Genomic DNA, 21355 nt, shown 5'->3' on the forward strand with positions numbered 1-21355 from the left:
GCCACATGGTCATGCTGCGCTATGCAGTCTATCGCTTTTTCACGATGCTGCTGACCCTTCTGGTGGTGTCGGTTCTGGTATTCGTGATTATCAACCTGCCCCCGGGCGACTATCTCAGCAATCAGATCGCTGAACTGCAGGCGTCCGGACAATCGGCGGGTGTGGCCAAGGCAGAATTCCTGCGCGCGGAATATGCTCTGGATCGCCCCATGTGGGAGCAATATCTGATCTGGATCGGTTTCTGGCCTGGCCCGCATGGGTTCGATGGGCTGGTGCAAGGCAACTACGGCTGGTCCTTTGAATTTGACCGCCCTGTCGCAGAAATCGTGGGCGACACGCTGTGGCTGACCGTCGTGGTCAATCTGGCCGCCATCCTGTTCGTATATGCGGTGGCCTTGCCACTGGGTGTCCTTGCAGCCGCGAAGTCGCGGACCTGGATCGACTATACCTCGGCCTTTGTAGGCTATTTGGGTCTGGCAACGCCGAACTTTCTACTGGCACTAATCCTGTTTTACTATGGGCACCGCTATTTCAACCTACCAATCGGAGGCCTGATGGACCCGTCCTTTGAAGGGCTGCCGATGAGTTGGGAAAAGCTGAAATCCATCCTCGTCCATTTGATCGTACCGACCTTTGTGATCGGCACATCTGGCGCTTCGGCGATGATGCAGCGATTACGGGCGAATATGCTGGATGAGCTGGGCAAACCCTATGTGGAAACCGCCATTGCCAAAGGCATGGCCCCGTCGCGGATGCTGACCAAATATCCGCTGCGTGTGGCCTTCAACCCCTTTGTCGCGGATATCGGAAACCTGCTGCCTTCGATGGTCTCCGGCTCTGTTCTGGTATCGGTTGTTCTGGGCCTTCAGACAATCGGCCCGACATTGCTGACCGCGCTGAAAACCCAGGACCAGTTCCTGTCCGCCTTCATCCTAATGTTTGTGGCTTTGCTGACACTGATCGGTACGATGATCTCTGACATTCTGCTGGTCATGCTGGACCCGCGCATCCGATATGAGGGGCGTGAAGCATGACCCAACATCCTGATGGTCGCTATGTCGACGACGCCCCATTCGATCCCGATGCCGCCCTGCAACAGCTTGAGCGCGCCGATTTGGATGCTCCGAACTGGATTCTGGTCTGGCGCAAATTCCGAACCCACAAGCTGGGCCTGATTTCCGGCGTCTTCCTGTTGCTGTGCTATCTCATGCTGCCCTTTGCGGGTTTCATCGCGCCTTATGGCCCGAATGAACGTAATGACGAGCACCTCTATGCCCCGCCGCAAAGCATCAACTGGTTCCATGAGGGCAAATTCATCGGGCCTTATGTCTATTCGATGGTGGCCGAGGCGGATCTGGAGACCTTCCAGTGGAAGTTCGTTGCCGACACCGACACACCGCGGCCAATCAAGTTTTTCTGCGAAGGGGCCGAGTACAAGCTGGCGGGTCTGATCAAGTCGGACACGCATCTGTTCTGCGCGCCTGAAGACGCGACTTTGTTCCTTTGGGGGTCGGATCGTCTAGGCCGTGATGTATTCAGCCGTATCCTCTTTGGCGCCCAGCTGTCATTGACGGTGGGTCTGATCGGGATTTCAGTGTCCTTCTTTCTTGGTATCCTGTTCGGCTCGATTGCGGGATATTTTGGCGGCAGAATCGACTGGGTGATTAACCGTATAATCGAAATTCTGCGCTCACTACCTGAATTGCCCCTTTGGCTCGCGCTATCAGCGGCGGTCCCCTCGAATTGGAGCCCGGTCGCGGTATTCTTCATCATCTCGATTATCCTGGGGATTCTCGACTGGCCTGGCCTTGCGCGATCTGTTCGTGCCAAATTCCTATCGTTGCGCGAAGAAGAATACGTACGTGCAGCCGAAATGATGGGAGCAAGCTCGGGCCGGGTGATCCGCAAGCACCTGCTACCCAACTTCATGTCGCACCTGATCGCATCGGCAACCCTGTCGATCCCGGCAATGATCCTGGGCGAAACGGCGCTCAGCTTCCTTGGGCTTGGGCTGCGCGCCCCGGCCGTCAGCTGGGGTGTGATGCTGAATGATGCGCAGAACCTTGCGTCGATCGAGATCTACCCCTGGACGGCCATCCCGATGCTGCCGATCATTGTCATCGTGCTGGCATTCAACTTTCTGGGTGACGGGCTTCGTGACAGCCTGGATCCATATCAGCAATGACGCTGTTATCCGTACTGCCATCACCCGAAGGGTATCGGACAACCGGCACCGGAGCCCGACCCAGCGTGTATGCAGTCTCCGAACTGGCGACCGCCAGCTTTGCGGCTGTTGGTCAGGAACTGGCACGCCTGATGGGCGCGCTGAACCTGACCCAATGCCCGCCCGAGATTTTGGTCGATCACCGGTTGGCGTCTCTCTGGTACGGATATTCTTTCAAACCCGATGGCTGGGAAATGCCCAACCTCTGGGACAGTATCGCCGGTGATTACCTTGCCAATGACGGTTGGATCAGATTGCACACGAACCTGCCTCAGCACCGTGCGGCCGCCCTGAAAGTCCTGAAGGTCAAAGGAGATCGGGACGCGGTTACAAAGGCTGTTGCAACTATGTCGGCAGCCAGTCTTGAAAACGCTGTCGTGGCTGAGGGCGGTGTCGCAGCCGCCATGCGCAGCCGCGGGGAATGGCAGGATCATCCACAGGGGCGCGCGGTTTCACGGGACCCGCTGATCGGATGGCACAAACCCCGACAGATTAAGCTTCGCGACCGGCCAGAGGCAACGGCCAAGCGCCCGCTGGCAGGTCTGCGCGTGCTTGATCTGACCCGCGTTCTGGCCGGTCCGGTTTCAACTAGAACTCTGGCGGGGTTCGGGGCAGAGGTTCTGCGCATTGATCCTCCGGACTGGGACGAGCCGGGTGTGATCCCGGATATTTCTCTGGGTAAGCGCTGTGCCTATCTGGACCTGAAATCCCCCGCAGGGATCGAGTTGCTACACGGCTTGCTGACCCAGGCGGATGTCTTCATTCACGGCTATCGCCCTGGCGCATTGGACGCGCTGGGCCTCACCCAAGCCAAACGGGACGAGATTGCCCCGAACAGAGTAGAAGTCACGCTGAATGCCTATGGCTGGCAAGGCCCTTGGTCTTCGCGGCGCGGATTTGACAGCCTCGTACAGATGAGCAGCGGGATTGCCGATGCAGGTCGGGTATGGGCCGGTGCAGACAAGCCGACACCCCTGCCGGTGCAGGCGCTGGACCACGCGACTGGATATCTGATGGCTGCCGCCGTCCTGTCAGCATTGTCCGAAGCCGCGATGGGTGCGCCGATCATGCAGGCCCGATTGTCGCTGGCACGCACGGCTGACCTGCTGACCATTCTAGGCAAGTTCGACACCAAGACAGAAATTGGCGCTTCGGTTCCTGCGGATTTCACGACCAAGACCGAAACCTCTGGATGGGGACCTGGCCACAGGTTGAAGCCCGCACTCTCGGTTGGTCCGGCCCAGATGTCGTGGGACCTACCCGCAAGCAAACTGGGCACGTCGAGCGCCTCCTGGTCATAGCCCTACGCCTACGCCCTCGCCGGCAGCCGCGCGGTCCGGCCCAACGCTTTGGAAGGGGTCTCGTCAGAGACGCAGCCCAAAGAGGCGGGAGCGGTCCCTAGCGGTCGTCGCCTCCAGGACCGATATCGTCCAGATAATCCTCGTCGATGGCCGCATGCACCGCACCGGTCACCGCTTCGCGTTCCTGCGGTGTCAGGTTTTCGGCCTCTTTTCCGTCAGCAAGCCTGACGGTCACCTCACGATGCGCAAACTTGATCCCTTCGCGGGCAAACAATTCGCGGATATCCTGATAGACCTTCTTACGCACCAGCCATTGATCGCCCGGCTTGGTCATGAACTTGACCCGAATAATCATCGCCGAATCCTGCATTTCGATCACGCCCTGCGATTTCAACGGCTGGATAAAATTATCCCCAATCACCGGATCGCTCAAAAGCTCTTGGCCCAAATTCTTGATGAGTTTCCGTACTTTTTCGACATCGGTGTCATAGGTCACCCGCAGGGGCAACTTCATGATCACCCAATCACGCGAATAGTTGGTAAGAACCTTGATTTCGCCAAAGGGGATCGTATTCAGTGCGCCCAGATGGTGCCGCAACTGGAACGACCGGACCGAGATTTTCTCGACCGTCCCCTTCACATCACCGATGTCGATATATTCGCCTTTGCGGAAGGCATCATCCATCAGGAAAAACGCGCCCGAGAAGATATCTCGGACTAGCGTTTGCGACCCGAACCCAACGGCCAGACCCACGACACCGGCACCGGCGAACAGCGGGCTGACATTGATACCCAATTCCATCAGGACAATCAGAACGATGGTCACAACAACAACCGCCAGAATTGCGCCACGGAACAATGGAAGCAGTGTCGCAAGACGGCTTTGCCCGCCTTCCCCGCCCTCGTCGCCCAGTTCAACCTCTCCACCGGCTACGTCTTCTTCCTCAGCAATCTTGGTATCAATCCAGACACGGAAGAAATGGAACAAGATATAGCCCATGAACAGGATAACCATCACGTCCAGAGCCCGTTCAATAGGCAGGTCTTCGCTCCAGCTTGCGTCCGGATTCCATATTACGACCAGAGCATATAACCCGACGACAAATGCCAGGATGCCGGCCACACGTCGCGCCAGATCCTCATAGGTGACGATCGAGTGCTTTCTCTTTTCAGCTTGCGGGGTTTGGGGAATCTCATCCTCTTCAACGCCGGCGCCAGTCTCTGTGTTCAGCTCTTCAATCTGGCGATTGCGGACGAAGTAGCGTTCAAGCAGATAGTTCATCGCGCCATAGGCAATGACCACAGACATGAAGATGGCATAGCTGCTGGCAACAATCGGAATGGAATTCTCGTTCTCAAGCACCAGATCAACAGCCAGTTTGAACCAGCTGAACACGATATAAACTGCCAAGACCGGAGCCCAGGCAATCGATATCAGGCGCAAAATCCAGGATACCTGTTCCTTTGACCGCCCGCCTCGGATCGCGTTCGAGATGGCGCGCGCGTTGAACAGAATCATCAGAACATTGCCCAAGGCGCCAAACATGGTCAGGCCGCCATAGACCATCGCATAGACATTGTAGTTCAAACCAAAATCCGCAACCCAGGTAGAAAACAATACCACCGAGATATCATATGTCGCGATTGCCGAGGCCCAGACGTAAAGGCGTTTTGCCTCCCGGTCGGAAAAGGGCGGCAGCCGGTACTGACTGAGGTAAGGAGACAACACCATACGCCAAAGATCGGAAACTGTGCGTGCAAGAAAGAAAGCCGTGAATATGGCGGTGGTCGTGAACTGAATCGAAAGATCTTCAGCCTCGCCAAAGATCAGATAGCCCACGATCAGGGCCATCAGCATCGCGAAGATCGTGGCCCCAACACCCATGAAAAAGCGAAAGACCAGAAAGGGCATTTTTTCGCGATAGCCCTGCGGATCTTCTTTTGACCGCGCCACCACCAGCCTTTTTGCAAGACGCTTGCCGTAGATTTCTATCGACAGCCAGCGCCCCAGAAGAAGGAAGAGTATATTCCAGCCCAACACTTCGACATAGGTCTGTATTCGGCCGTCCGGGCTGGTCTCTCGCAAAACATATTGCACTTCGAAGATCGAATACGGCAAAGCCTGCAGGCGCGACTCCATCGACTCGCGGAACTTCGAGAACCGCTCTTGCGCCTTCATCAACTGTGACCCTTCGGACATCGGGTCATGGGCGATATCGTCGTGCGTCGAGGCGGCATTGCCACCAGATGAGACAAGCTGACCGGCGCTGTCGATGACGATGACGCTTGCACCCGCTTCGGTGGCTGATCGGATCGCGTCAGCCAGTTCGCTTTCCTTATCTGCTTCAGATGTCGTGCCAGACCCCGAACCATACCCGGGTATAAGCGAAGTCTGCGCCGTCGCTTCCGACCCCAGAGATAGCATAGCCACCCAGACGAACAGGGCCATTGCAGCCAATAGGTTAAATCTCATGAATTCTCGCTTCCGGGTCGCATGTTGTCGCAGGTTACAGAAGCTTTCCGAACACTTCAATTTGTGCGCCGCTGCGGTCCCGATAAAGTGCACAGGCGTGTTCCGGGTGCAATGAGTTGGAATCGGATGTTTTCATCCGCTTCAAAACTGAATATGACGGGCTGGGCATACACTTTCGGGCAAGCAGCTAAGGTCTTTGCGCAAAAACGAAAAGGCACCTTGCGGCTTACCCGAGGAATGGCTGACGTTTTACGCAGTCCCTTCCAGTCGGCGGGTCACAAGGCCCTTTGGCAAGACGGGTGAAAGACGATAAGCTAACAGGTGCCGATGCGCGGACCGACACCAAGACACCTAAGACAGGCGAAGGCATGAGCCTAGGAAGACAAAACGATACTACTGGCCGCGCGCCACGGATCCTGTTCTACAGCCATGACACGTTCGGGCTGGGCCATCTGCGCAGGTCTCGTGCACTGGCCGCCGCAATTACGCAGGCGGATCCAACGGCATCATCCCTGATCCTGACCGGATCGCCTGTCGCTGGCCGGTTCACATTTCCGCGCAGGGTCGACCACGTGCGTCTGCCTGGCGTGACCAAACGGGCGGACGGGTCATACGCGTCTCAGACAATCGGGATGGGGATCGACGAGGTGACTGAGTTGCGATCGGGGTTGATTCAGACCGCCGTTCAGCAGTTCGACCCGGACATTCTGATCGTAGACAAAGAACCCACCGGGTTCCGCGGCGAGCTATTGCCAACACTCGAAAACCTGTTGCTCTCGCAGCGCACCAAACTGGTGCTGGGTTTGCGTGATGTTCTGGATGAACCCGAAGTTCTGGCCGCAGAGTGGGAACGGAAAGAGGCAACTGCAGCGACCGAAAGATTCTATCATGAAATCTGGGTTTACGGGCTGCGTTCGATCTATGATCCGACCAAGGGGCTGCCTCTGAATCACGCGGCCCAGTCGCGCATTCACTGGACTGGCTATTTGCGTCGTGATCTGGGGCCAATCGGTACCCCACCGGAACAACCCTATATCCTGATTACCCCAGGTGGTGGTGGGGACGGCAAGGCGATGGTGAACCTGGTTCTTTCGGCTTACGAAAAGGACCCCGACCTGTCACCACGCGCGGTATTGGTCTATGGCCCGTTCCTGTCTGGTGATCTGCGGGACGAATTCGAAACCCGTGTGGCCGCCTTGAACGGGCGTGTGACCGCCGTCGGCTTTGAATCCCAGATCGAAACGCTGTTCCACGGCGCGGCTGGCGTTGTCTGTATGGGCGGGTATAATACGTTCTGCGAGGTCCTGTCCTTTGACAAACGCGCCGTCATTGTTCCACGGACCAGTCCGCGTATGGAACAGTGGATCCGTGCCTCACGCGCCGAGGATCTGGGACTGATCCGGATGTTGGACGAGTTCCGTGACGGGCTAACAACCGATTCCATGGTCCGTGCCATTCGCGACCTACCACATCAGCCATTGCCGTCTCAGGCCATTGAACAGGGCCTGCTGGACGGGTTGGACTATGTCACCGGTCGTATTGAGGTATTGCTGAATCAGGAACAGGAACGGGCAACCGGATGACCGCAGGCGCGCCCAATCTGGCGGTGCTGGTCAAAGGGTGGCCGCGCCTGTCCGAAACGTTCATCGCGCAGGAACTTGTTGCTCTGGAAGAGGCCGGCCATCAGTTCGACATCTGGTCCCTGCGTCATCCAACCGATGTGAAACGGCATCCGCTGCACGACAGGTTTCGTGGCCAGGTTCGATATCTGCCGGAATATCTGTATCAAGAACCTCAGCGCATATGGGCTGCCCGCGAACTAACGCAGTGCCTTCCGGGATACGGCGCGGCCTATAAGGTCTGGCGCGCTGATTTGCGCCGCGATCCCACGCACAACCGCATCCGTCGGTTCGGTCAGGCCTGCGTTCTGGCTGCGGAATTGCCCGCCAGCACACAGGTTCTCTATGCGCATTTCATGCATACGCCCTCGTCGGTCGCGCGCTATGCCGCGATCATGCGCGGCCTTCCGTGGAGCTTTTCAGCCCATGCAAAAGATATCTGGACGTCACCGGACTGGGAAAAATCGGAAAAGTTGCACTCCGACACTTACGGAGCAGCTTTTGGTGCAACCTGCACCGCGATCGGCGCCCAGCATCTGCGCAGCCTCGCCGACGATCCGGCACGGGTTGAACTGATCTATCACGGGCTGGACCTGGGCCGCTTTCCAGCCCCGCCGGAACGCGGCTTACGCCCCGCTGACAGCCCTTTTCATATGCTGTCCGTTGGGAGGTTGGTCGAAAAGAAAGGCTTCGATCGCCTGATTGATGCATTCGCCATGCTGCCGGACGATCTTGACTGGCACTGGACGCATATCGGCGGAGGAAGCCTGAGTGATACTTTGCAGAACCGGGCCGCATCGGCCGGGTTGTCCGGGCGCATCACCTGGAAAGGGGCCTGTGACCAACCTGAGGTCATCGCCGCGATGCGCACAGCAGACCTGTTTGTTCTGCCCAGCCGGATTGCCACAGATGGGGACCGGGATGGCTTGCCCAATGTGTTGATGGAAGCCGCCTCGCAATATCTGCCGATCCTGTCGACCCCCGTTTCTGCGATTCCTGAGTTTATCGAGACAGGCACGCATGGCGTCCTGACGGATGACGATCCGGTCGCGCTGGCAAATGCGATTGCACAGCTGGCGGCCAACCCCGCGCAGGCTGCTGGTATGGCGGGCGCTGCCTATGATCGCCTGATCGCCGAATTCCGCATGGACCCGGGCATAGCGCTTTTGTCTGCCAGGTTAAGCGCGCTGGGCGCGCATAAGAGCTGATGCCGCGCATCGCCTTCTATGCCCCGATGAAATCCCCCAACAGCCCGGTGCCGTCGGGGGACCGGGAAATGGCACGAAATCTTCTTCTTGCAATCCAAGCCCGAGGGGATGCGGTGGATCTGGCCTCGGACCTGCGCGTATTCGACAAGCACGGCGACAAAGAGGTCCAGGCCAAGCTGCGCCATGAGGCTGAAGCCGAGGTGCTGCGCCTGACCTGCGACCTGCCTGCTGACACTGCACTATGGGTGACCTATCACAATTATTACAAGGCCCCTGATCTGATTGGACCCCGTGTAAGTACGGCGCGAAACATACCCTATGTTCAGCTTGAAAGCACCCGTGCCTACAGCCGCCTTCAGGGGCCATGGTCAGGGTTTGCCCAAGCGGCCCATCAGGCCTGCGACGCGGCCCGGGTGATCTTTTATCACACCGCCAATGACCTCATCACGCTGGAACGCGAGCAGTTCGGAAATCAGGCGCTTGTCGAGCTTCCGCCGTTTCTTCCCGCCTCCTCGCTGCCGCAGGCCTCTAGCTGCGATGGCCCGATGCTGGCCGTGGGCATGATGCGACACGGCGACAAGCTGGCCTCTTACCGGGTGCTTGAACAGGCACTGCGCCACCTGCAGGGCGATTGGTCCCTGTCTATTGCGGGCGATGGTCCCGCCCGCGCCGAAATCGAAGCGCTGATGGCCAAGTTTGGCACGAAAGTCCGGTTTCTGGGGCAGCTTGATCGCGACGCGCTGCGCAAGGCTTATGCTACCGCATCCCTGATGGTCTGGCCCGGCGTGAATGAGGCCTATGGCATGATCTATCTAGAGGCTCAGGCACATGGTATCCCCGTGGTCGCGCAAGACAGGCCGGGCGTCCGGGATGTGCTTATGCCGTCCGACTATCCTTCGGTTGCTGAAGGGGCCAAGGGGCTGGCCGCAAGGCTGCGCACTCTTCTGGACAATCCGGCACTGCGGTCTTCTCAAGGCAGCCAATCGGCCGCATATATAGCCGCGCGCCACCTGATGCCCGATGCAACTGATCGGTTCTGGACGGCTGTTGATCCTTTGCTGGAGGCATCCACATGAGCAAGCTCGCGCTATTGCGCCACGGGCATACGGCGTGGAACCGCGCCGGGCGCATTCAGGGGCGCAGCGATATTCCATTGGATGAACAGGCACAGACAGAACTGGCATGCTATTCCCTGCCCTCCCCTTGGGATCAGGCTATGGTCTGGTCCAGCCCGTTGGCGCGTGCGGCCCAGACGGCACAACTGGTTTCAGGGCGCGAACCGTTGAAGTCCGAGGCCCTCACGGAAATGAACTGGGGCGCTTGGGAGGGGCAGCACGGCACCGATCTCATTGCCGATCCCGCAAGCGGTTATCGCCATATCGAGGATTGGGGTTGGGGTTTCCTACCCCCCGGAGGTGAAAGCCCCGCCGAAATTTGGCAGCGGCTGGAACCTTGGCTTGCCAGTCTTGGCGAAAATACCGTAGCCGTTTGCCATATCGGTATCATGCGGGTCATTCTGGCCCGCGCCTGGGGATGGGATTTTGACGGCCCCGCCCCCTTTAAGATCAAGCGCAACCGCCTCTATATCGTGGACATGGAGTCCATGCGCCCCGAAACTGACCCTATCCGTTTGATCCGGCAGGAGACCCGCATATGAGGGTGATGATCGTTGTGACCCATCTGCTGGGCACCGGACATCTGAGCCGCGCGCTTACATTGGGCCGGGCCTTTGCCGCTGAGGGTCACAAGGTATTGCTGGTCTCAGGTGGAATGCCCGCGCCGCAGCTGGACCATACCGGGATCGACTTGCTAGGGCTGCCGCCACTGCGCTCGGACGGCACCAATTTTACGCGGTTGCTGACGCAAACGGATGAGGTCGCAGATGCTGCCTATTTCGACGCTCGCAAGGTTGCCCTGACAGAGGCGCTGCGGAGCTTTGCTCCGGATGTATTGATAACCGAGCTTTACCCCTTTGGCCGCAGATCCCTGGCGGATGAGTTTGACGCCCTGTTGGATGCTGCCCACGCACAGCACCCGCGCCCGGTTATTTTGGGATCTGTCAGGGACATACTGGCGCCCCCATCCAAACCTGCCAAAGCCCAGCGCACCGTGGAAATCATTCTTGACCTCTTTGACGGTGTCCTTGTCCATTCAGACCAGAACATGATCCCGCTGGATGTAAGCTGGCCGGTCTCGGAACCTCTGGCGCAGCGTCTGTTCTATACAGGGTTCGTGGCGCCCGCTGCGCCGATCCCGCATCCGGACGGGGTTGGTGAGGGCGAGATTCTGGTAAGCGCTGGCGGTGGATCGGTGGGCGAGCCGATCTTTCGGGCGGCCATCGAGGCCGCACGAAAGATGCCCAACAGGCGCTGGCGCCTGTTGGTGGGCGGACAGGACGCCTCGGCACGTATAAAACACCTGACAAAACTGGCTGGCGACGCCCCTGTGACGTTAGAACCGGTGCGCCCGGACTTTCGCCAAATGCTGCCCTTGGCCGCCGCGTCGGTCAGCATGTGCGGCTACAACACTGCGTTGGACATTCTGCAGTCTGGCGTACCCTCGGTTTTCATCCCCTTCGACGACGGAAGCGAAGTCGAACAGACTTTGCGCAGCCAAAGCCTGTCGGAACTCAGCGCGATCGACGTATTGCCGAGTGACCAATTGACCGGAGAAACATTGGCGCAGGCTGTCGAGGCCATCCTGGCTGCCCCTATGCGACCAAGCACCGGCCAAGGTTTCAACGGGGCAGAAAAGTCTGTTGAGATTGTAAGATCACTGTTGGATCACGCTCATGACCGGTGATTGGCACCCCCTGATGACCGAGCTTGATCTGTGGCGGCGGGACGGGCTGTCTCTGCCGCTGTGGTGGAGGGATGATGACGCGGTCTGTGTCACGCCACAGTTGGAACGTTTGGAGGCGCTGTCCGCATCACTGGAACTGCCGGTTCATCTGGCGATTATTCCGCGTGACGCAGATGAATATCTGGTTACCCATGTCGAAGGCTCGTCCGCATTGATACCGGTGGTCCATGGCTGGGCCCATCAAAACCACGCTCCGACAAACGAGAAGAAATCAGAGTTTCGACTGCATCGCCCCTTTCAGGACATCCGCAACGATGCACGGGCCGGGCTGACCCGGTTACAGAGCCTGTTCCCAGACAAGCTGTGCCCTATGTTTGTGCCACCCTGGAACCGGATCGCGTCAGAGATGGTTCAGGAATTGCCGGGCCTGGGATATCGCATCCTGTCCACCGCCACCCCCCGAAAGGCAAAGATGGCGGCACCTGGCCTTATGCAGGTCAACACGCATCTGGACCCGATCGACTGGCGCGGGTCACGGGGGTTGGCCCCTCGGGACAAGCTGATCGCTCAGGCCACAGTTCTGCTGCGGGACAGGCGAGAAGGGCCTGCGGACAATACCGAGCCGTTTGGGATCCTGACGCATCACCTGGTGCATGACGAGGAAATCTGGTCCTTTACGCAGGACCTTCTGACGCGGTTTCTGGATGGTCCGGCGACCGTCTGGACCGCCTCAAAAAACGATAAATCACGGAGACCCGAATGAGCCGATTGGATTCAATGCTGCGCCGCCTGACGGCCCAACGCGACGGGCTGAACTGGGCGGTCGATCAGATTACAGATACGAGCGGCGATATACTGGACATGGGTTTGGGGAATGGCCGCACCTATGATCACCTACGTGAAATTCTACCAGACCGGCGCATCTGGGTCATGGACCGGGTTTTACAGTGCCACCCGTCCAGCACCCCTCCAGCAGAGGATTTTCTGCAGGGCGAAGCGGGTCCTATGTTAAAGAAACTAGCAGCCGGTGGCCCGAAAATAGCATTGGCACATTACGATTTCGGGCGCGGTATCAAGCAGGATGATGTGGCTGAGGCGGCGATGCTCAGCCCGTTGATCTCTCAGGTCATGCTGCCCGGTGGGCTGCTGATATCCGGCCAACCACTGGTTGGGTTTGAACAGATCACCGGACCGGAGACCATCGCACCCGACCGATACCTTTTCTACAGGGCCTGATCAGGCCACACGTCGCCCTCGCGACCACACTCCGTTCAGGGCAGGCGCCCCTTCACGCATCCGGAACCGAATGACGTCGGCGCGCGCGCCTGCGCGCAGCTCGCCACGGTCTTCCAGCCCGACCACCTGCGCCGGGGACATCGTAACGGTCCGCAGTCCACGGGCCATGTTGCCCCACATCTCGCCCAGCCGTGCCGCCGACAGCAACAACGCGGCCGGCACATAGTCCGAAGACAGAATATCCAGATGTCCCAGATCGGCCAGTTCTTTGGCGGCGACATTCCCCGAATGTGACCCGCCCCGGATTACATTCGGCGCCCCCATCATCACCTTGATCCCGTGATCATGGCAAGCCCGCGCCGCTTCGACGGTAGTGGGGAATTCGGCCAGCCGGATACCGTGGCCCGCTGACACATGTACCTGTTCCCGGGTGGTGTCGTCATGGCTGGCCAGCATGGCCCCAAAACGTTTGGCCGCCTTTACGGTTTCCACCTCGTGCTTTTCGCCGTTCCTGTCCCTCATCGCCTTGAGGTCCGCGACATGCTGCTGGAATTCCTTGCCCTCCAACCCCAGCTTTCCTTTCAGATAACTTTCGAGCTTTGAGATATCACGGAATTGACGCTGACCGGGCGTGTGGTCCATCAGTGACACCAGCCCGACACGGTCCTCGAGGCCGAATTCATCCAGTTCTTCGACCAGCGTTTCTGAACACAACTCGGCCCGCAAATGCAAGAAATGGCTGATTTTTAAGGCGTCTTGCTCTCGTAACTGCCACAGCTCGCGGGACAGGCCACGTGCGTATTTGTTGTAGCGCGGACCAGTCGGGATCGACCCGACGCGCATCGCATCGAACACGGTTGTGATGCCCGTGCTGGCCAGTTCGGCGTCATGGGCAAGAATTGCCGCCGCATGGGGCCAGTCGACCTTGGGGCGGGGCTGAATATGACGTTCCAGATTGTCTGTGTGCAGCTCGACCAGACCGGGGCTGACATAGTCACCCTCACAATCGATTGCACCGCTTGGAACCGCCGCGCCTGTATCGATCTCGGTGATGCTGTCGCCCTGAACCCGGACGCTGCCGTTAATGGTTTCGTCGGGCAGGATCAGCGTGGCATTGGCAAGGATCAATTCTTCTGTCATCTGAACTTCACACAGTTTGAGGTATTGGAAGGCCACGCAATAGGAGGCCAATGTGACATTCACGCGATACGCGATCTATTTTGCGCCACCCGCCACGGCGGAGTGGACGCAATTCGCAACCCGTTGGCTGGGCTGGGACATGGAGGCTGGCACCGAGGTCGCCCATCCTGGGCTGGATGGTGTGGATGTTGCAGCGGTTACGGAGGTACCGCGAAAATACGGGCTGCACGCGACCATGAAACCCCCGTTCCGCCTGCGCGAGGGGCAATCCGTCACAGCGTTGCAAGAGGCCTGCGCCACCCTTGCTGCCAGCCAATGCGCAATCATGATGGAAGGTCTTGAGATTGCCCGCCTTGGCCGGTTTCTGGCCCTGCGACCACTGGGCGACACAGCCGCGCTGAACGCGTTGGCCGCCGCCTGTGTTCAAGAGCTTGATATGTTCCGGTCCCCACCGTCGGCGGCTGAACTTGACCATCGCCGCGCCTCCAGACTGACACCGGATCAGGACGCCAACCTGGTCAAATGGGGATACCCTTATGTGCTGAACGCGTTTCGGTTTCACATCACCTTGAGCGGCAGGTTGGACAAGCCCGTGCTCGCTTCGGTCCAGCGCACCCTGGAAAACCATCTGGAGCCGCTTTTGCCAAAACCCTTTCGAATTGCGGATCTGGCCCTGATGGGCGAGGCCGAGGATGGACGGTTTCACCTGATCCATCGCTATGCGCTTTCCAACTGAAGGCGGGACAAAATTTTGGCCACCGTATCCTGCAGAGCACCAGAATTGTCGACCTCGATCACCCGGACCAGCCCCTTAGGCAAAGGGGTCTTGGCCTGGCCCAACCGACGCGCCTGTTCGCTGTCACTTTCGCGCCCGCGCAATGACAAGCGTTGCTCTAGAACGCTCGCGTCTGCAGTCAACGAGATAACAATCAGGTCGCCAAAGATCTCTTGCGCCTGCAACAACACAGCACGCGACAGGTTGACCAGAACTGCCTCCGCCACCTGACGTTGCTGCGCGATCTCTTTCGGCACACCATAGAGCAACCCATGTGCATGCCAGCTGAGCGCGAATGCGCCCTCACCTTCCATCTGTCGAAACGCGTCATCTGTGACCCGTTTGAAATCTTCCCCCGCTTCGCCTTCGGGGCGGGTGACGACACGGCGCAGCCGCTGGATACCTTTTGCACGGGCTTCCAACGCCTCAATCACACTGTCTTTGCCGACACCTGACGGACCGACAACCGCTATGACCGGGGCAAGCGTCATGCTGCAATTCCCGGCGTGAATTGCGAAACGTTGATCTCGCGATCGCAAACCTGCTTCCGTCCGTCAACATCATGGAAGATGCCGATAATCGCCGCTCCGCGCTCTTTCGCCTCAAGGATCAGGGACAGGACGGTTTCGCGATTCTGCGCATCCAGACTGGCCGTGGGTTCATCCAGCAGCATGGCCGGGTACTCATGGGCAAAACCGCGTGCGATGTTCACGCGCTGCTGTTCGCCGCCCGAAAAGGTCGTCGGACTAAGGGACCAGAGCCGTTCAGGAATATTCAGACGCTCGAGCAGACCCGCGGCCTTGTCCAGTGCCTTCTGTTTATCGCAACCAACGGCAAGAAGCGGCTCGGCCACGACCTCAAGCGTTGGCACTCTGGGCACAACACGCAGGAACTGGCTGACATAGCCCAGCGTTTCGCACCGCAGGGTCAAGATCTCGCGCGGTTCAGCCTTGGCGACATCTAAACCACCGACCAGAACCTGGCCCGAGGCAGCCAGATAGTTGCCATAGATCACCCGCATCAAGGTGGATTTCCCTGCGCCCGACGCGCCGGTCAGCGCCACACACTCACCCGGTTCAACCCTGAGTGTAGCGCCCTGCATGACCGGGATCACCGCGCTGCCCTGATTGTGCAGGGTAAAGCTTTTGCTGACATTGTTCAGTTCAATCATGGTCCCGGCCCTCATACCTGCAACACGCTGGACACCAGCAGTTGCGTATAGGCATGCTGCGGATCGTCCAGAACCTGATCAGTCAATCCGGCCTCGACCACATGACCGCTTTTCATCACCATCAGCCGATCCGCCAGCAGACGGACAACAGCAAGATCATGGGTGACAATGATGGCGCTCAGCCCCATTCCCCGAACCAACCCGCGCAACAGGTCCAACAGGCGAGCCTGTACCGAGACGTCCAGACCACCGGTCGGTTCATCCATGAAGACCAGCCTGGGGCCGGTCACCAGATTCCGCGCGATCTGCAGGCGCTGCTGCATGCCACCGGAAAACGCGGTCGGACGATCATCAACCCGCTCCGCTTCGATCTCAACCCGACCCAGCCAGTCGATCGCCTTGTCGCGGATATCGCCATAGTGGCGGTCACCTACGGCCATCAGTCGTTCGCCGATATTTCCGCCCGCACTGACAGACATACGCAAGCCATCGCGCGCATGTTGGTGCACGAATGCCCAATCGGTGCGGCTCAGCATCCGGCGTTCAGGTTCCGACATGGTCACGGTATCCACCGGACCGTCTGCACGAGTGTCAAAGATCACCTGCCCCGCATCCGGCTCCAGATGACCCGCCAGACAGTTCAGCAGGGTTGACTTGCCCGAACCACTCTCACCCACGATCCCCATCACCTCGCCGGGATAGAGATCAAAACTCACATCGGTACAGCCGATACGGGCCCCGTAGGATTTTCTGATATCCTGTACACTCAGCAGCGGTGTCATTTCATTCACCTTGGGTCATATGAAAACTCTATCCGATTGCCGCCCGGCTCTCGGATCATGAAATGGAGTTTCGGACCTGAACCCGAGGGTTCAGGTGCAAACTCGACAGCGACGGCAGGCCAGTCTTTGACCGCATCGAAAACCGCAGTCAGCGCTTCTTCATCGGGAACTTTCAAGGCAACATGATGCAACCCGACGTTCTTGTGCCGGTCAAACCCCTGTAACCCCTTGCCTTTTTGCTGCCAAAGCGTCAGCTTCGCCGCGCCATTGGTCACATAAACCGCCGGATAATCCGGATTGCTGCCGAAGACCTCCCAACCCAGCGCATCGACAAAGAATGTCCGCGTGGCGTCGAGGTCCGAAACCGTAAGGCCAAGGTGGTCAATTCCAAGCACATCTTCTCGTTTCATGCGGCATCCTCTCTGGCCAAACGGCCCACATGGCCCGCCTCGCGGCGCGACCGGCAATAATCAGTGTCCGAGCAAACAAACATGCGGGTACCTGCATCATCCATGATGACCTCATCCAGATAGCTGTCCTCGGCCCCGCACAGATCACAGGGATGATCGGCCTTGGTGGCCTCGAACGGGTAGTCCTGGAAATCGAGGCTGACGACCTTGGTATGCGGTGGCACCGCGTAGATACGTTGCTCGCGGCCCGCGCCAAACAGCTGGATCGCGTCCATCTCAAGCTTTGGGTTGTCGAATTTCGGGATCGGGGACGGGTCCATCACATAACGGTCCGAGACCATCACAGGATAAGCATAAGCGGTTGAGATCGCACCATGCTGGCTGATGTCTTCGTACAGTTTCACGTGCATCAACCCGTATTCTTCGAGGCTGTGCATCTTGCGTGTCTCGGTCTCGCGCGGTTCCAGAAACCGCAGCGGTTCCGGGATCGGCACTTGATAGACAAGAATCTGATCCGCGCGCAGCTTCGCCTCGGGGATGCGGTGGCGGGTCTGGATGACCGTCGCCTTCTCTGTTTCCTCGGTGGTGGCGACGCCCGCCGTATTTTCGAAAAACTTACGGATAGACACAGCATTGGTCGTATCATCCGCGCCCTGATCAATCACCTTGAACGTATCGTCCGGGGTCAAAGTTGCGGCAGATACCTGCACGCCTCCGGTACCCCAGCCATAAGGCATCGGCATCTCTCGGCTGGCAAATGGCACCTGATATCCGGGAATAGCCAACCCCTTGAGGATCGCCCGACGGATCATCCGCTTGGTTTGTTCGTCCAGATATGCGAAGTTATATTCAGTCATTTGATGTAACTATTTTGTTTCTGGTGTTTTTATGAACGTATTTGGTATTTGTTCGCTCTTTTTGGCGATTATGCTCTATTTTATCTGGCGCAATTTTCGCGCAAAGTGGCGCCTCGGGGCTATGGCCCGCGACCTTTCGTGCGAATGGGAATCGCTTGAAATCGTGAATTCGCGCGAAACATTCGGCAGGAAATCGCCCAATCAGGGCAACGACTGGTTTTTGAACCGTAGGACGAGCCTGTAGGGCAAAGCGTACAGAGCTCATTCCGCAGCCTCCCTCGATGCAGTCCGTTCCTCGGCCTCGCGGCGCAGCTTGCGCACCAGTTCCAGTTCGGATTGAAAATCCACGTAATGCGGCAGCTTGATATGTTCGAGGAAACCCGTTGCCTGAATATTGTCTGAGTGGCTCAGGACAAATTCCTCGTCCTGTGCAGGTGCGCCCAGATTGTCCTCGCCCAGCTCCTCCCACCGCAGCGCCCGGTCGACCAGAGCCATGGCGATGGATTTGCGTTCAGACTGGCCAAAGACGAGCCCATAGCCGCGTGTAAACTGTGGCGGCTCAGTCTTTGAGCCTTGGAACTGGTTCACCGTCTCACATTCGGTCAACTCGACTTCGCCGATCTCGATGGCAAAGCCCAGTTCGGGAATGTCCATTTCGACCGCGACCTTGCCGATCCGCAGCTCGCCAACAAAGGCGTGGTTGCGGGCATAGCCGCGCTGAGTCGAATAGGCCATGCCCAGTACAAACCCCTCATCCCCGCGCGCCAGCGATTGCAACCGCAGCGGACGGTCCGCCGGAAACTCCAGCGGTTCGCGGGTCAAGTCGCCGGGCGTAGCATCGCTGACCGGCTCGTCCTGAATGATATCCTCACCCTTGAGAAATTCGGTGATATGCGGGGTCGGCTCGTGTCGCGCCGTACCTTCGGGCGCGGGTAGAGTTTCGCCATCCGCAGCCAGTTTGAAATCTAGCAGGCGGTGGGTGTAGTCGAATGTCGGGCCCAGCACCTGCCCGCCCGGCGCATCCTTGAACGTCGCCGATATCCGACGGTCACAGGCCATATTGCCCGTTTCAACCGGTTCGGAATAACCGAAACGCGGCAACGTCGTGCGATAGGCGCGGATCAGAAAGATCGCTTCGATCAGATCGCCACGCGCCTGTTTGATCGCCAGTGCGGCAAGGTCCGGATCATACAGCGATCCTTCTGCCATCACCCGGTTCACCGCCAGGCTCAGCTGCTCCCGGATCTGGACCAGGCTAAGCTCGGCCACATCCGGGGCGCCTCGGCGCTCTTCGGCCAACCAGGCATGGGCATTCTCAATCGCCTTTTCGCCTCCTTTGACGGCAACATACATCGCTTAACCCTCCGCGCTGATCTGGGTACTGCGCGGCAGGGCCGCGACCTTGTCACCGCAGGTAAAGAAGAAGTCACATCCCAAAGGGAAAAGAGCCGCATTACGTTGCAACGCAGGGATATCGGGTAGGTTCAAGCCTGCGCTCTGCTTGATACCGGGACCGTGCAAAATGGCACCGGACTGATCCAGGCTGTCACGCTCAACAATCAGAGTGGTTGACCGATCCGGATACTCGGCAGTTCCGATGCGATAGCGATCCAGCCCACCAAGTTCGCCCCAAGTGCCGACGGCGAAATCCGCCTCGACAGCAGGAACCAGCGGCGCGCCGGTGTGGAAGGTCAGCCATTCGCGCAGAGCGTCGGTGTCGAGCTCACCCGCCAGATGTACCTTGGTTTCCGGGTCGCATAATGTCAGCAACAAGGTGCCCGCTGCTACCGACAAAGGCGCTGGGGGCACGGCCCCTGACAGGCTGCGGATTTCGCCAGGGCGTGCCATCACCGTCATCGCCGCGCGAAAAGCATGCGCGGAATCAACCGGTATGTTCTGGAACCCGCCCGAGAATTGAGTTTGCGCAGTCATCAATCTTCTCCCCGAACCAGCGTGAAGAATTCTACTTTGGTTGCCGCCGCCTTTGCCGCCCGCGCGATTTTGACCGCCTGCATTTTCTGTTCCAGCGGACCGAGCAGGTTTTCCCGCACATGGTCTGCTGCCGCAGTCTGCATCATCGCATCAATCACAGCTGCAGCTTCGGCCTTGGGCTTTGACCGGCCCTGAACATAGCCATGTCCGACCGTGCCATCCTGCAAGACCACCGAGCAGCGCGTGACCGTCATTTCACCCAGGTTGAACGGCGCCCCGGTGGCGCCGGTACGCCCGCGCACCATCACGCCGCCCACTTCGGGGCTGCGCAGCCATTCAAAGCCGGGACGGTCCGTGAGGCCCTCCCACAGCGCCAACGTGGCGTCATCTGGCGCGCGGGCCAGCAGGCCCATCCAGGTCTTACGCGCCTCGGTCGCGGAATCTCTCTGTTGTGTCATCAAAGCCTCTTGGCGGGGTTGTCTACTTATCCTATACAACTATACAAATCATAGACCGCCGCCCGGCGACTCGCAATCGCAACTGTGTGAATTTTTGGTGACATGAACAAAACGCCGATCTGGAAAAGCATCGCCCTAAGCCTGACGTCGGACATTGCCGAAGGGCGATATCAAACCGGTGACCGGCTGCCGACCGAAGCGCAACTGGCCGCAACGCATGGCGTTAACCGCCACACGGTTCGTCGGGCGCTGTCTGACATGGCCGACCAGGGGCTGGTCCATTCTAGGCGCGGGGCCGGTGTATTCGTCGCCACCCGACCAACCGAGTATCCGATTGGTAAGCGGGTGCGATACCACAAGAGCATCTCGGCCAGCGGCAAGATGCCCGGCAAGAAGATCCTCGCCCTGACCACACGGGCCGCGGATGAAGCCGAGGCCGATGCATTGGGGCTTGAAACCGGCGACACGGTGCATGTCTATGACGGTCTGTCTCTGGCCGACGGGCAACCCATCGGCCTGTTTCAAAGCGTTTTTCCGGCCAAGCGATTTCCTGATATTCTGCAGATTCTGACCGAAACCCAATCCGTCACCAAAGCCCTGCAAAGATGCGATGTGCCGGATTACACGCGCATCTCAACCCGCCTGACCGCGCGCGCGGCCACGGCAACTCAAGCTCTGCACCTGCACCTGTCCGAGGGCGCACCAGTCTTGTTTTCGATCGGCATCAATGCAGACCCCGAGGGCAATCCTGTCGAGTACGGAAGAACAACCTTTGCCGGGGAACGAGTTACGCTGACCCTGAACGAGGATTGATCCCGTAAGCCTCCCGCCCGTCTTCAACCTCCTATCGGAGGTTTCATCCCATTGGGCGTAGCGCCGCGCAAAGCGCGGCGCCCGGCCCAAGGCCCCAAAGGGGGATCGGCGAAACCGATGCTTCTGCGGGCGCGGAGCACCTGGGGTCACAGGG

Annotated in this window: 23 protein-coding genes; 12 read left to right on the plus strand and 11 right to left on the minus strand. The window is 58.8% G+C overall.

Going from position 1 to position 21355, the window contains the following annotated elements:
- The first annotated feature begins 5 nt into the window (after nt 1-5).
- The 3 genes from AC2FIZ_RS16440 to AC2FIZ_RS16450 are packed head-to-tail and all read left to right on the plus strand — an operon-like array spanning nt 6 to nt 3525.
- Nucleotides 6-1034: an ABC transporter permease gene (locus AC2FIZ_RS16440; protein ID WP_271951540.1), complete on the plus strand. Its 1029-nt coding sequence runs from the start codon at nt 6-8 to the stop codon at nt 1032-1034.
- Nucleotides 1031-2185, plus strand: a complete 1155-nt coding sequence (locus tag AC2FIZ_RS16445; RefSeq protein ID WP_281995905.1) for an ABC transporter permease — start codon at nt 1031-1033, stop codon at nt 2183-2185. The genes AC2FIZ_RS16440 and AC2FIZ_RS16445 overlap by 4 nt, the downstream gene beginning before the upstream one ends.
- Nucleotides 2182-3525 (plus strand): CoA transferase, encoded by a 1344-nt coding sequence (locus AC2FIZ_RS16450; protein ID WP_496791346.1) that lies wholly within the window; start codon nt 2182-2184, stop codon nt 3523-3525. Before AC2FIZ_RS16445 ends, AC2FIZ_RS16450 begins: the two co-directional genes overlap by 4 nt.
- A gap of 97 nt (nt 3526-3622) precedes the next feature.
- Here the strand turns inward: AC2FIZ_RS16450 and AC2FIZ_RS16455 are convergent, their stop codons facing one another.
- The gene (locus AC2FIZ_RS16455; protein ID WP_496791348.1) at nt 3623-5998 is read right to left on the minus strand and encodes a mechanosensitive ion channel domain-containing protein; all 2376 of its coding nucleotides are present in this window, start codon (nt 5996-5998) and stop codon (nt 3623-3625) included.
- Between the two features lie 368 nt (nt 5999-6366).
- Between AC2FIZ_RS16455 and AC2FIZ_RS16460 the strand changes: the two genes are divergently transcribed.
- Genes AC2FIZ_RS16460 through AC2FIZ_RS16490 form a run of 7 tightly spaced genes read left to right on the plus strand, consistent with a single transcriptional unit; the run spans nt 6367 to nt 12863 of the window.
- Complete coding sequence (locus tag AC2FIZ_RS16460; protein WP_185956733.1) at nt 6367-7581, plus strand: glycosyltransferase family protein; 1215 nt, start codon at nt 6367-6369, stop codon at nt 7579-7581.
- Nucleotides 7578-8825, plus strand: coding sequence for a glycosyltransferase (locus tag AC2FIZ_RS16465; RefSeq protein WP_281973443.1), 1248 nt, complete (start codon nt 7578-7580; stop codon nt 8823-8825). The genes AC2FIZ_RS16460 and AC2FIZ_RS16465 overlap by 4 nt, the downstream gene beginning before the upstream one ends.
- Nucleotides 8825-9901, plus strand: a complete 1077-nt coding sequence (locus AC2FIZ_RS16470; RefSeq protein ID WP_281973442.1) for a glycosyltransferase family 4 protein — start codon at nt 8825-8827, stop codon at nt 9899-9901. The genes AC2FIZ_RS16465 and AC2FIZ_RS16470 overlap by 1 nt, the downstream gene beginning before the upstream one ends.
- Nucleotides 9898-10482 carry a histidine phosphatase family protein gene (locus tag AC2FIZ_RS16475; RefSeq protein WP_271951531.1) on the plus strand — a complete coding sequence of 195 codons (585 nt, stop codon included), beginning with the start codon at nt 9898-9900 and terminating at the stop codon, nt 10480-10482. The genes AC2FIZ_RS16470 and AC2FIZ_RS16475 overlap by 4 nt, the downstream gene beginning before the upstream one ends.
- Nucleotides 10479-11627 carry a glycosyltransferase family protein gene (locus AC2FIZ_RS16480; RefSeq protein WP_281973441.1) on the plus strand — a complete coding sequence of 383 codons (1149 nt, stop codon included), beginning with the start codon at nt 10479-10481 and terminating at the stop codon, nt 11625-11627. The genes AC2FIZ_RS16475 and AC2FIZ_RS16480 overlap by 4 nt, the downstream gene beginning before the upstream one ends.
- Nucleotides 11617-12390: a polysaccharide deacetylase family protein gene (locus tag AC2FIZ_RS16485; RefSeq protein WP_281973440.1), complete on the plus strand. Its 774-nt coding sequence runs from the start codon at nt 11617-11619 to the stop codon at nt 12388-12390. Before AC2FIZ_RS16480 ends, AC2FIZ_RS16485 begins: the two co-directional genes overlap by 11 nt.
- Nucleotides 12387-12863 (plus strand): class I SAM-dependent methyltransferase, encoded by a 477-nt coding sequence (locus AC2FIZ_RS16490; RefSeq protein ID WP_281973439.1) that lies wholly within the window; start codon nt 12387-12389, stop codon nt 12861-12863. The genes AC2FIZ_RS16485 and AC2FIZ_RS16490 overlap by 4 nt, the downstream gene beginning before the upstream one ends.
- Here AC2FIZ_RS16490 and AC2FIZ_RS16495 read toward each other — a convergent pair whose 3' ends face one another.
- The gene (locus AC2FIZ_RS16495) at nt 12864-14003 is read right to left on the minus strand and encodes an alpha-D-ribose 1-methylphosphonate 5-triphosphate diphosphatase (protein ID WP_281973438.1); all 1140 of its coding nucleotides are present in this window, start codon (nt 14001-14003) and stop codon (nt 12864-12866) included. It abuts the gene before it with no gap.
- 52 nt (nt 14004-14055) lie between these two features.
- Here AC2FIZ_RS16495 and AC2FIZ_RS16500 point away from each other — a divergent pair, with 52 nt between their 5' ends.
- On the plus strand, nt 14056-14739 hold the full coding sequence (locus tag AC2FIZ_RS16500) for a DUF1045 domain-containing protein (protein ID WP_281995911.1): 684 nt from the start codon (nt 14056-14058) through the stop codon (nt 14737-14739).
- Here the strand turns inward: AC2FIZ_RS16500 and AC2FIZ_RS16505 are convergent.
- The 9 genes from AC2FIZ_RS16505 to phnG are packed head-to-tail and all read right to left on the minus strand — an operon-like array spanning nt 14721 to nt 20388.
- A complete protein-coding gene (locus AC2FIZ_RS16505; RefSeq protein ID WP_281995912.1) occupies nt 14721-15269 on the minus strand; it encodes a ribose 1,5-bisphosphate phosphokinase PhnN in 549 nt (182 codons plus the stop codon). The two genes, AC2FIZ_RS16500 and AC2FIZ_RS16505, sit on opposite strands and share 19 nt — an antisense overlap.
- Nucleotides 15266-15949 (minus strand): phosphonate C-P lyase system protein PhnL, encoded by a 684-nt coding sequence (phnL, locus tag AC2FIZ_RS16510; RefSeq protein ID WP_281995913.1) that lies wholly within the window; start codon nt 15947-15949, stop codon nt 15266-15268. The genes AC2FIZ_RS16505 and phnL overlap by 4 nt, the downstream gene beginning before the upstream one ends.
- An 11-nt stretch (nt 15950-15960) precedes the next feature.
- Nucleotides 15961-16731: a phosphonate C-P lyase system protein PhnK gene (gene phnK, locus AC2FIZ_RS16515; RefSeq protein ID WP_281995914.1), complete on the minus strand. Its 771-nt coding sequence runs from the start codon at nt 16729-16731 to the stop codon at nt 15961-15963.
- Nucleotides 16732-16736: 5 nt separating this feature from the next.
- Complete coding sequence (locus AC2FIZ_RS16520; protein ID WP_282027594.1) at nt 16737-17141, minus strand: VOC family protein; 405 nt, start codon at nt 17139-17141, stop codon at nt 16737-16739.
- Nucleotides 17138-17998, minus strand: a complete 861-nt coding sequence (locus AC2FIZ_RS16525; protein ID WP_142639343.1) for an alpha-D-ribose 1-methylphosphonate 5-phosphate C-P-lyase PhnJ — start codon at nt 17996-17998, stop codon at nt 17138-17140. Before AC2FIZ_RS16525 ends, AC2FIZ_RS16520 begins: the two co-directional genes overlap by 4 nt.
- Nucleotides 17991-18263, minus strand: a complete 273-nt coding sequence (locus tag AC2FIZ_RS16530; RefSeq protein WP_282027593.1) for a hypothetical protein — start codon at nt 18261-18263, stop codon at nt 17991-17993. The genes AC2FIZ_RS16525 and AC2FIZ_RS16530 overlap by 8 nt, the downstream gene beginning before the upstream one ends.
- Nucleotides 18260-19351, minus strand: coding sequence for a carbon-phosphorus lyase complex subunit (locus tag AC2FIZ_RS16535; RefSeq protein ID WP_142639341.1), 1092 nt, complete (start codon nt 19349-19351; stop codon nt 18260-18262). Before AC2FIZ_RS16535 ends, AC2FIZ_RS16530 begins: the two co-directional genes overlap by 4 nt.
- A 3-nt stretch (nt 19352-19354) precedes the next feature.
- Nucleotides 19355-19930, minus strand: a complete 576-nt coding sequence (gene phnH / locus AC2FIZ_RS16540) for a phosphonate C-P lyase system protein PhnH (RefSeq protein WP_496791350.1) — start codon at nt 19928-19930, stop codon at nt 19355-19357.
- The gene (gene phnG, locus AC2FIZ_RS16545) at nt 19930-20388 is read right to left on the minus strand and encodes a phosphonate C-P lyase system protein PhnG (RefSeq protein ID WP_496692910.1); all 459 of its coding nucleotides are present in this window, start codon (nt 20386-20388) and stop codon (nt 19930-19932) included. The genes phnH and phnG overlap by 1 nt, the downstream gene beginning before the upstream one ends.
- A 102-nt stretch (nt 20389-20490) precedes the next feature.
- Here phnG and phnF point away from each other — a divergent pair, with 102 nt between their 5' ends.
- Nucleotides 20491-21201, plus strand: a complete 711-nt coding sequence (phnF, locus tag AC2FIZ_RS16550; protein ID WP_142639335.1) for a phosphonate metabolism transcriptional regulator PhnF — start codon at nt 20491-20493, stop codon at nt 21199-21201.
- The last annotated feature ends 154 nt before the right edge of the window (nt 21202-21355 follow it).

The sequence above is a fragment of the Ruegeria sp. CDSB022 genome (genome assembly GCF_059611145.1).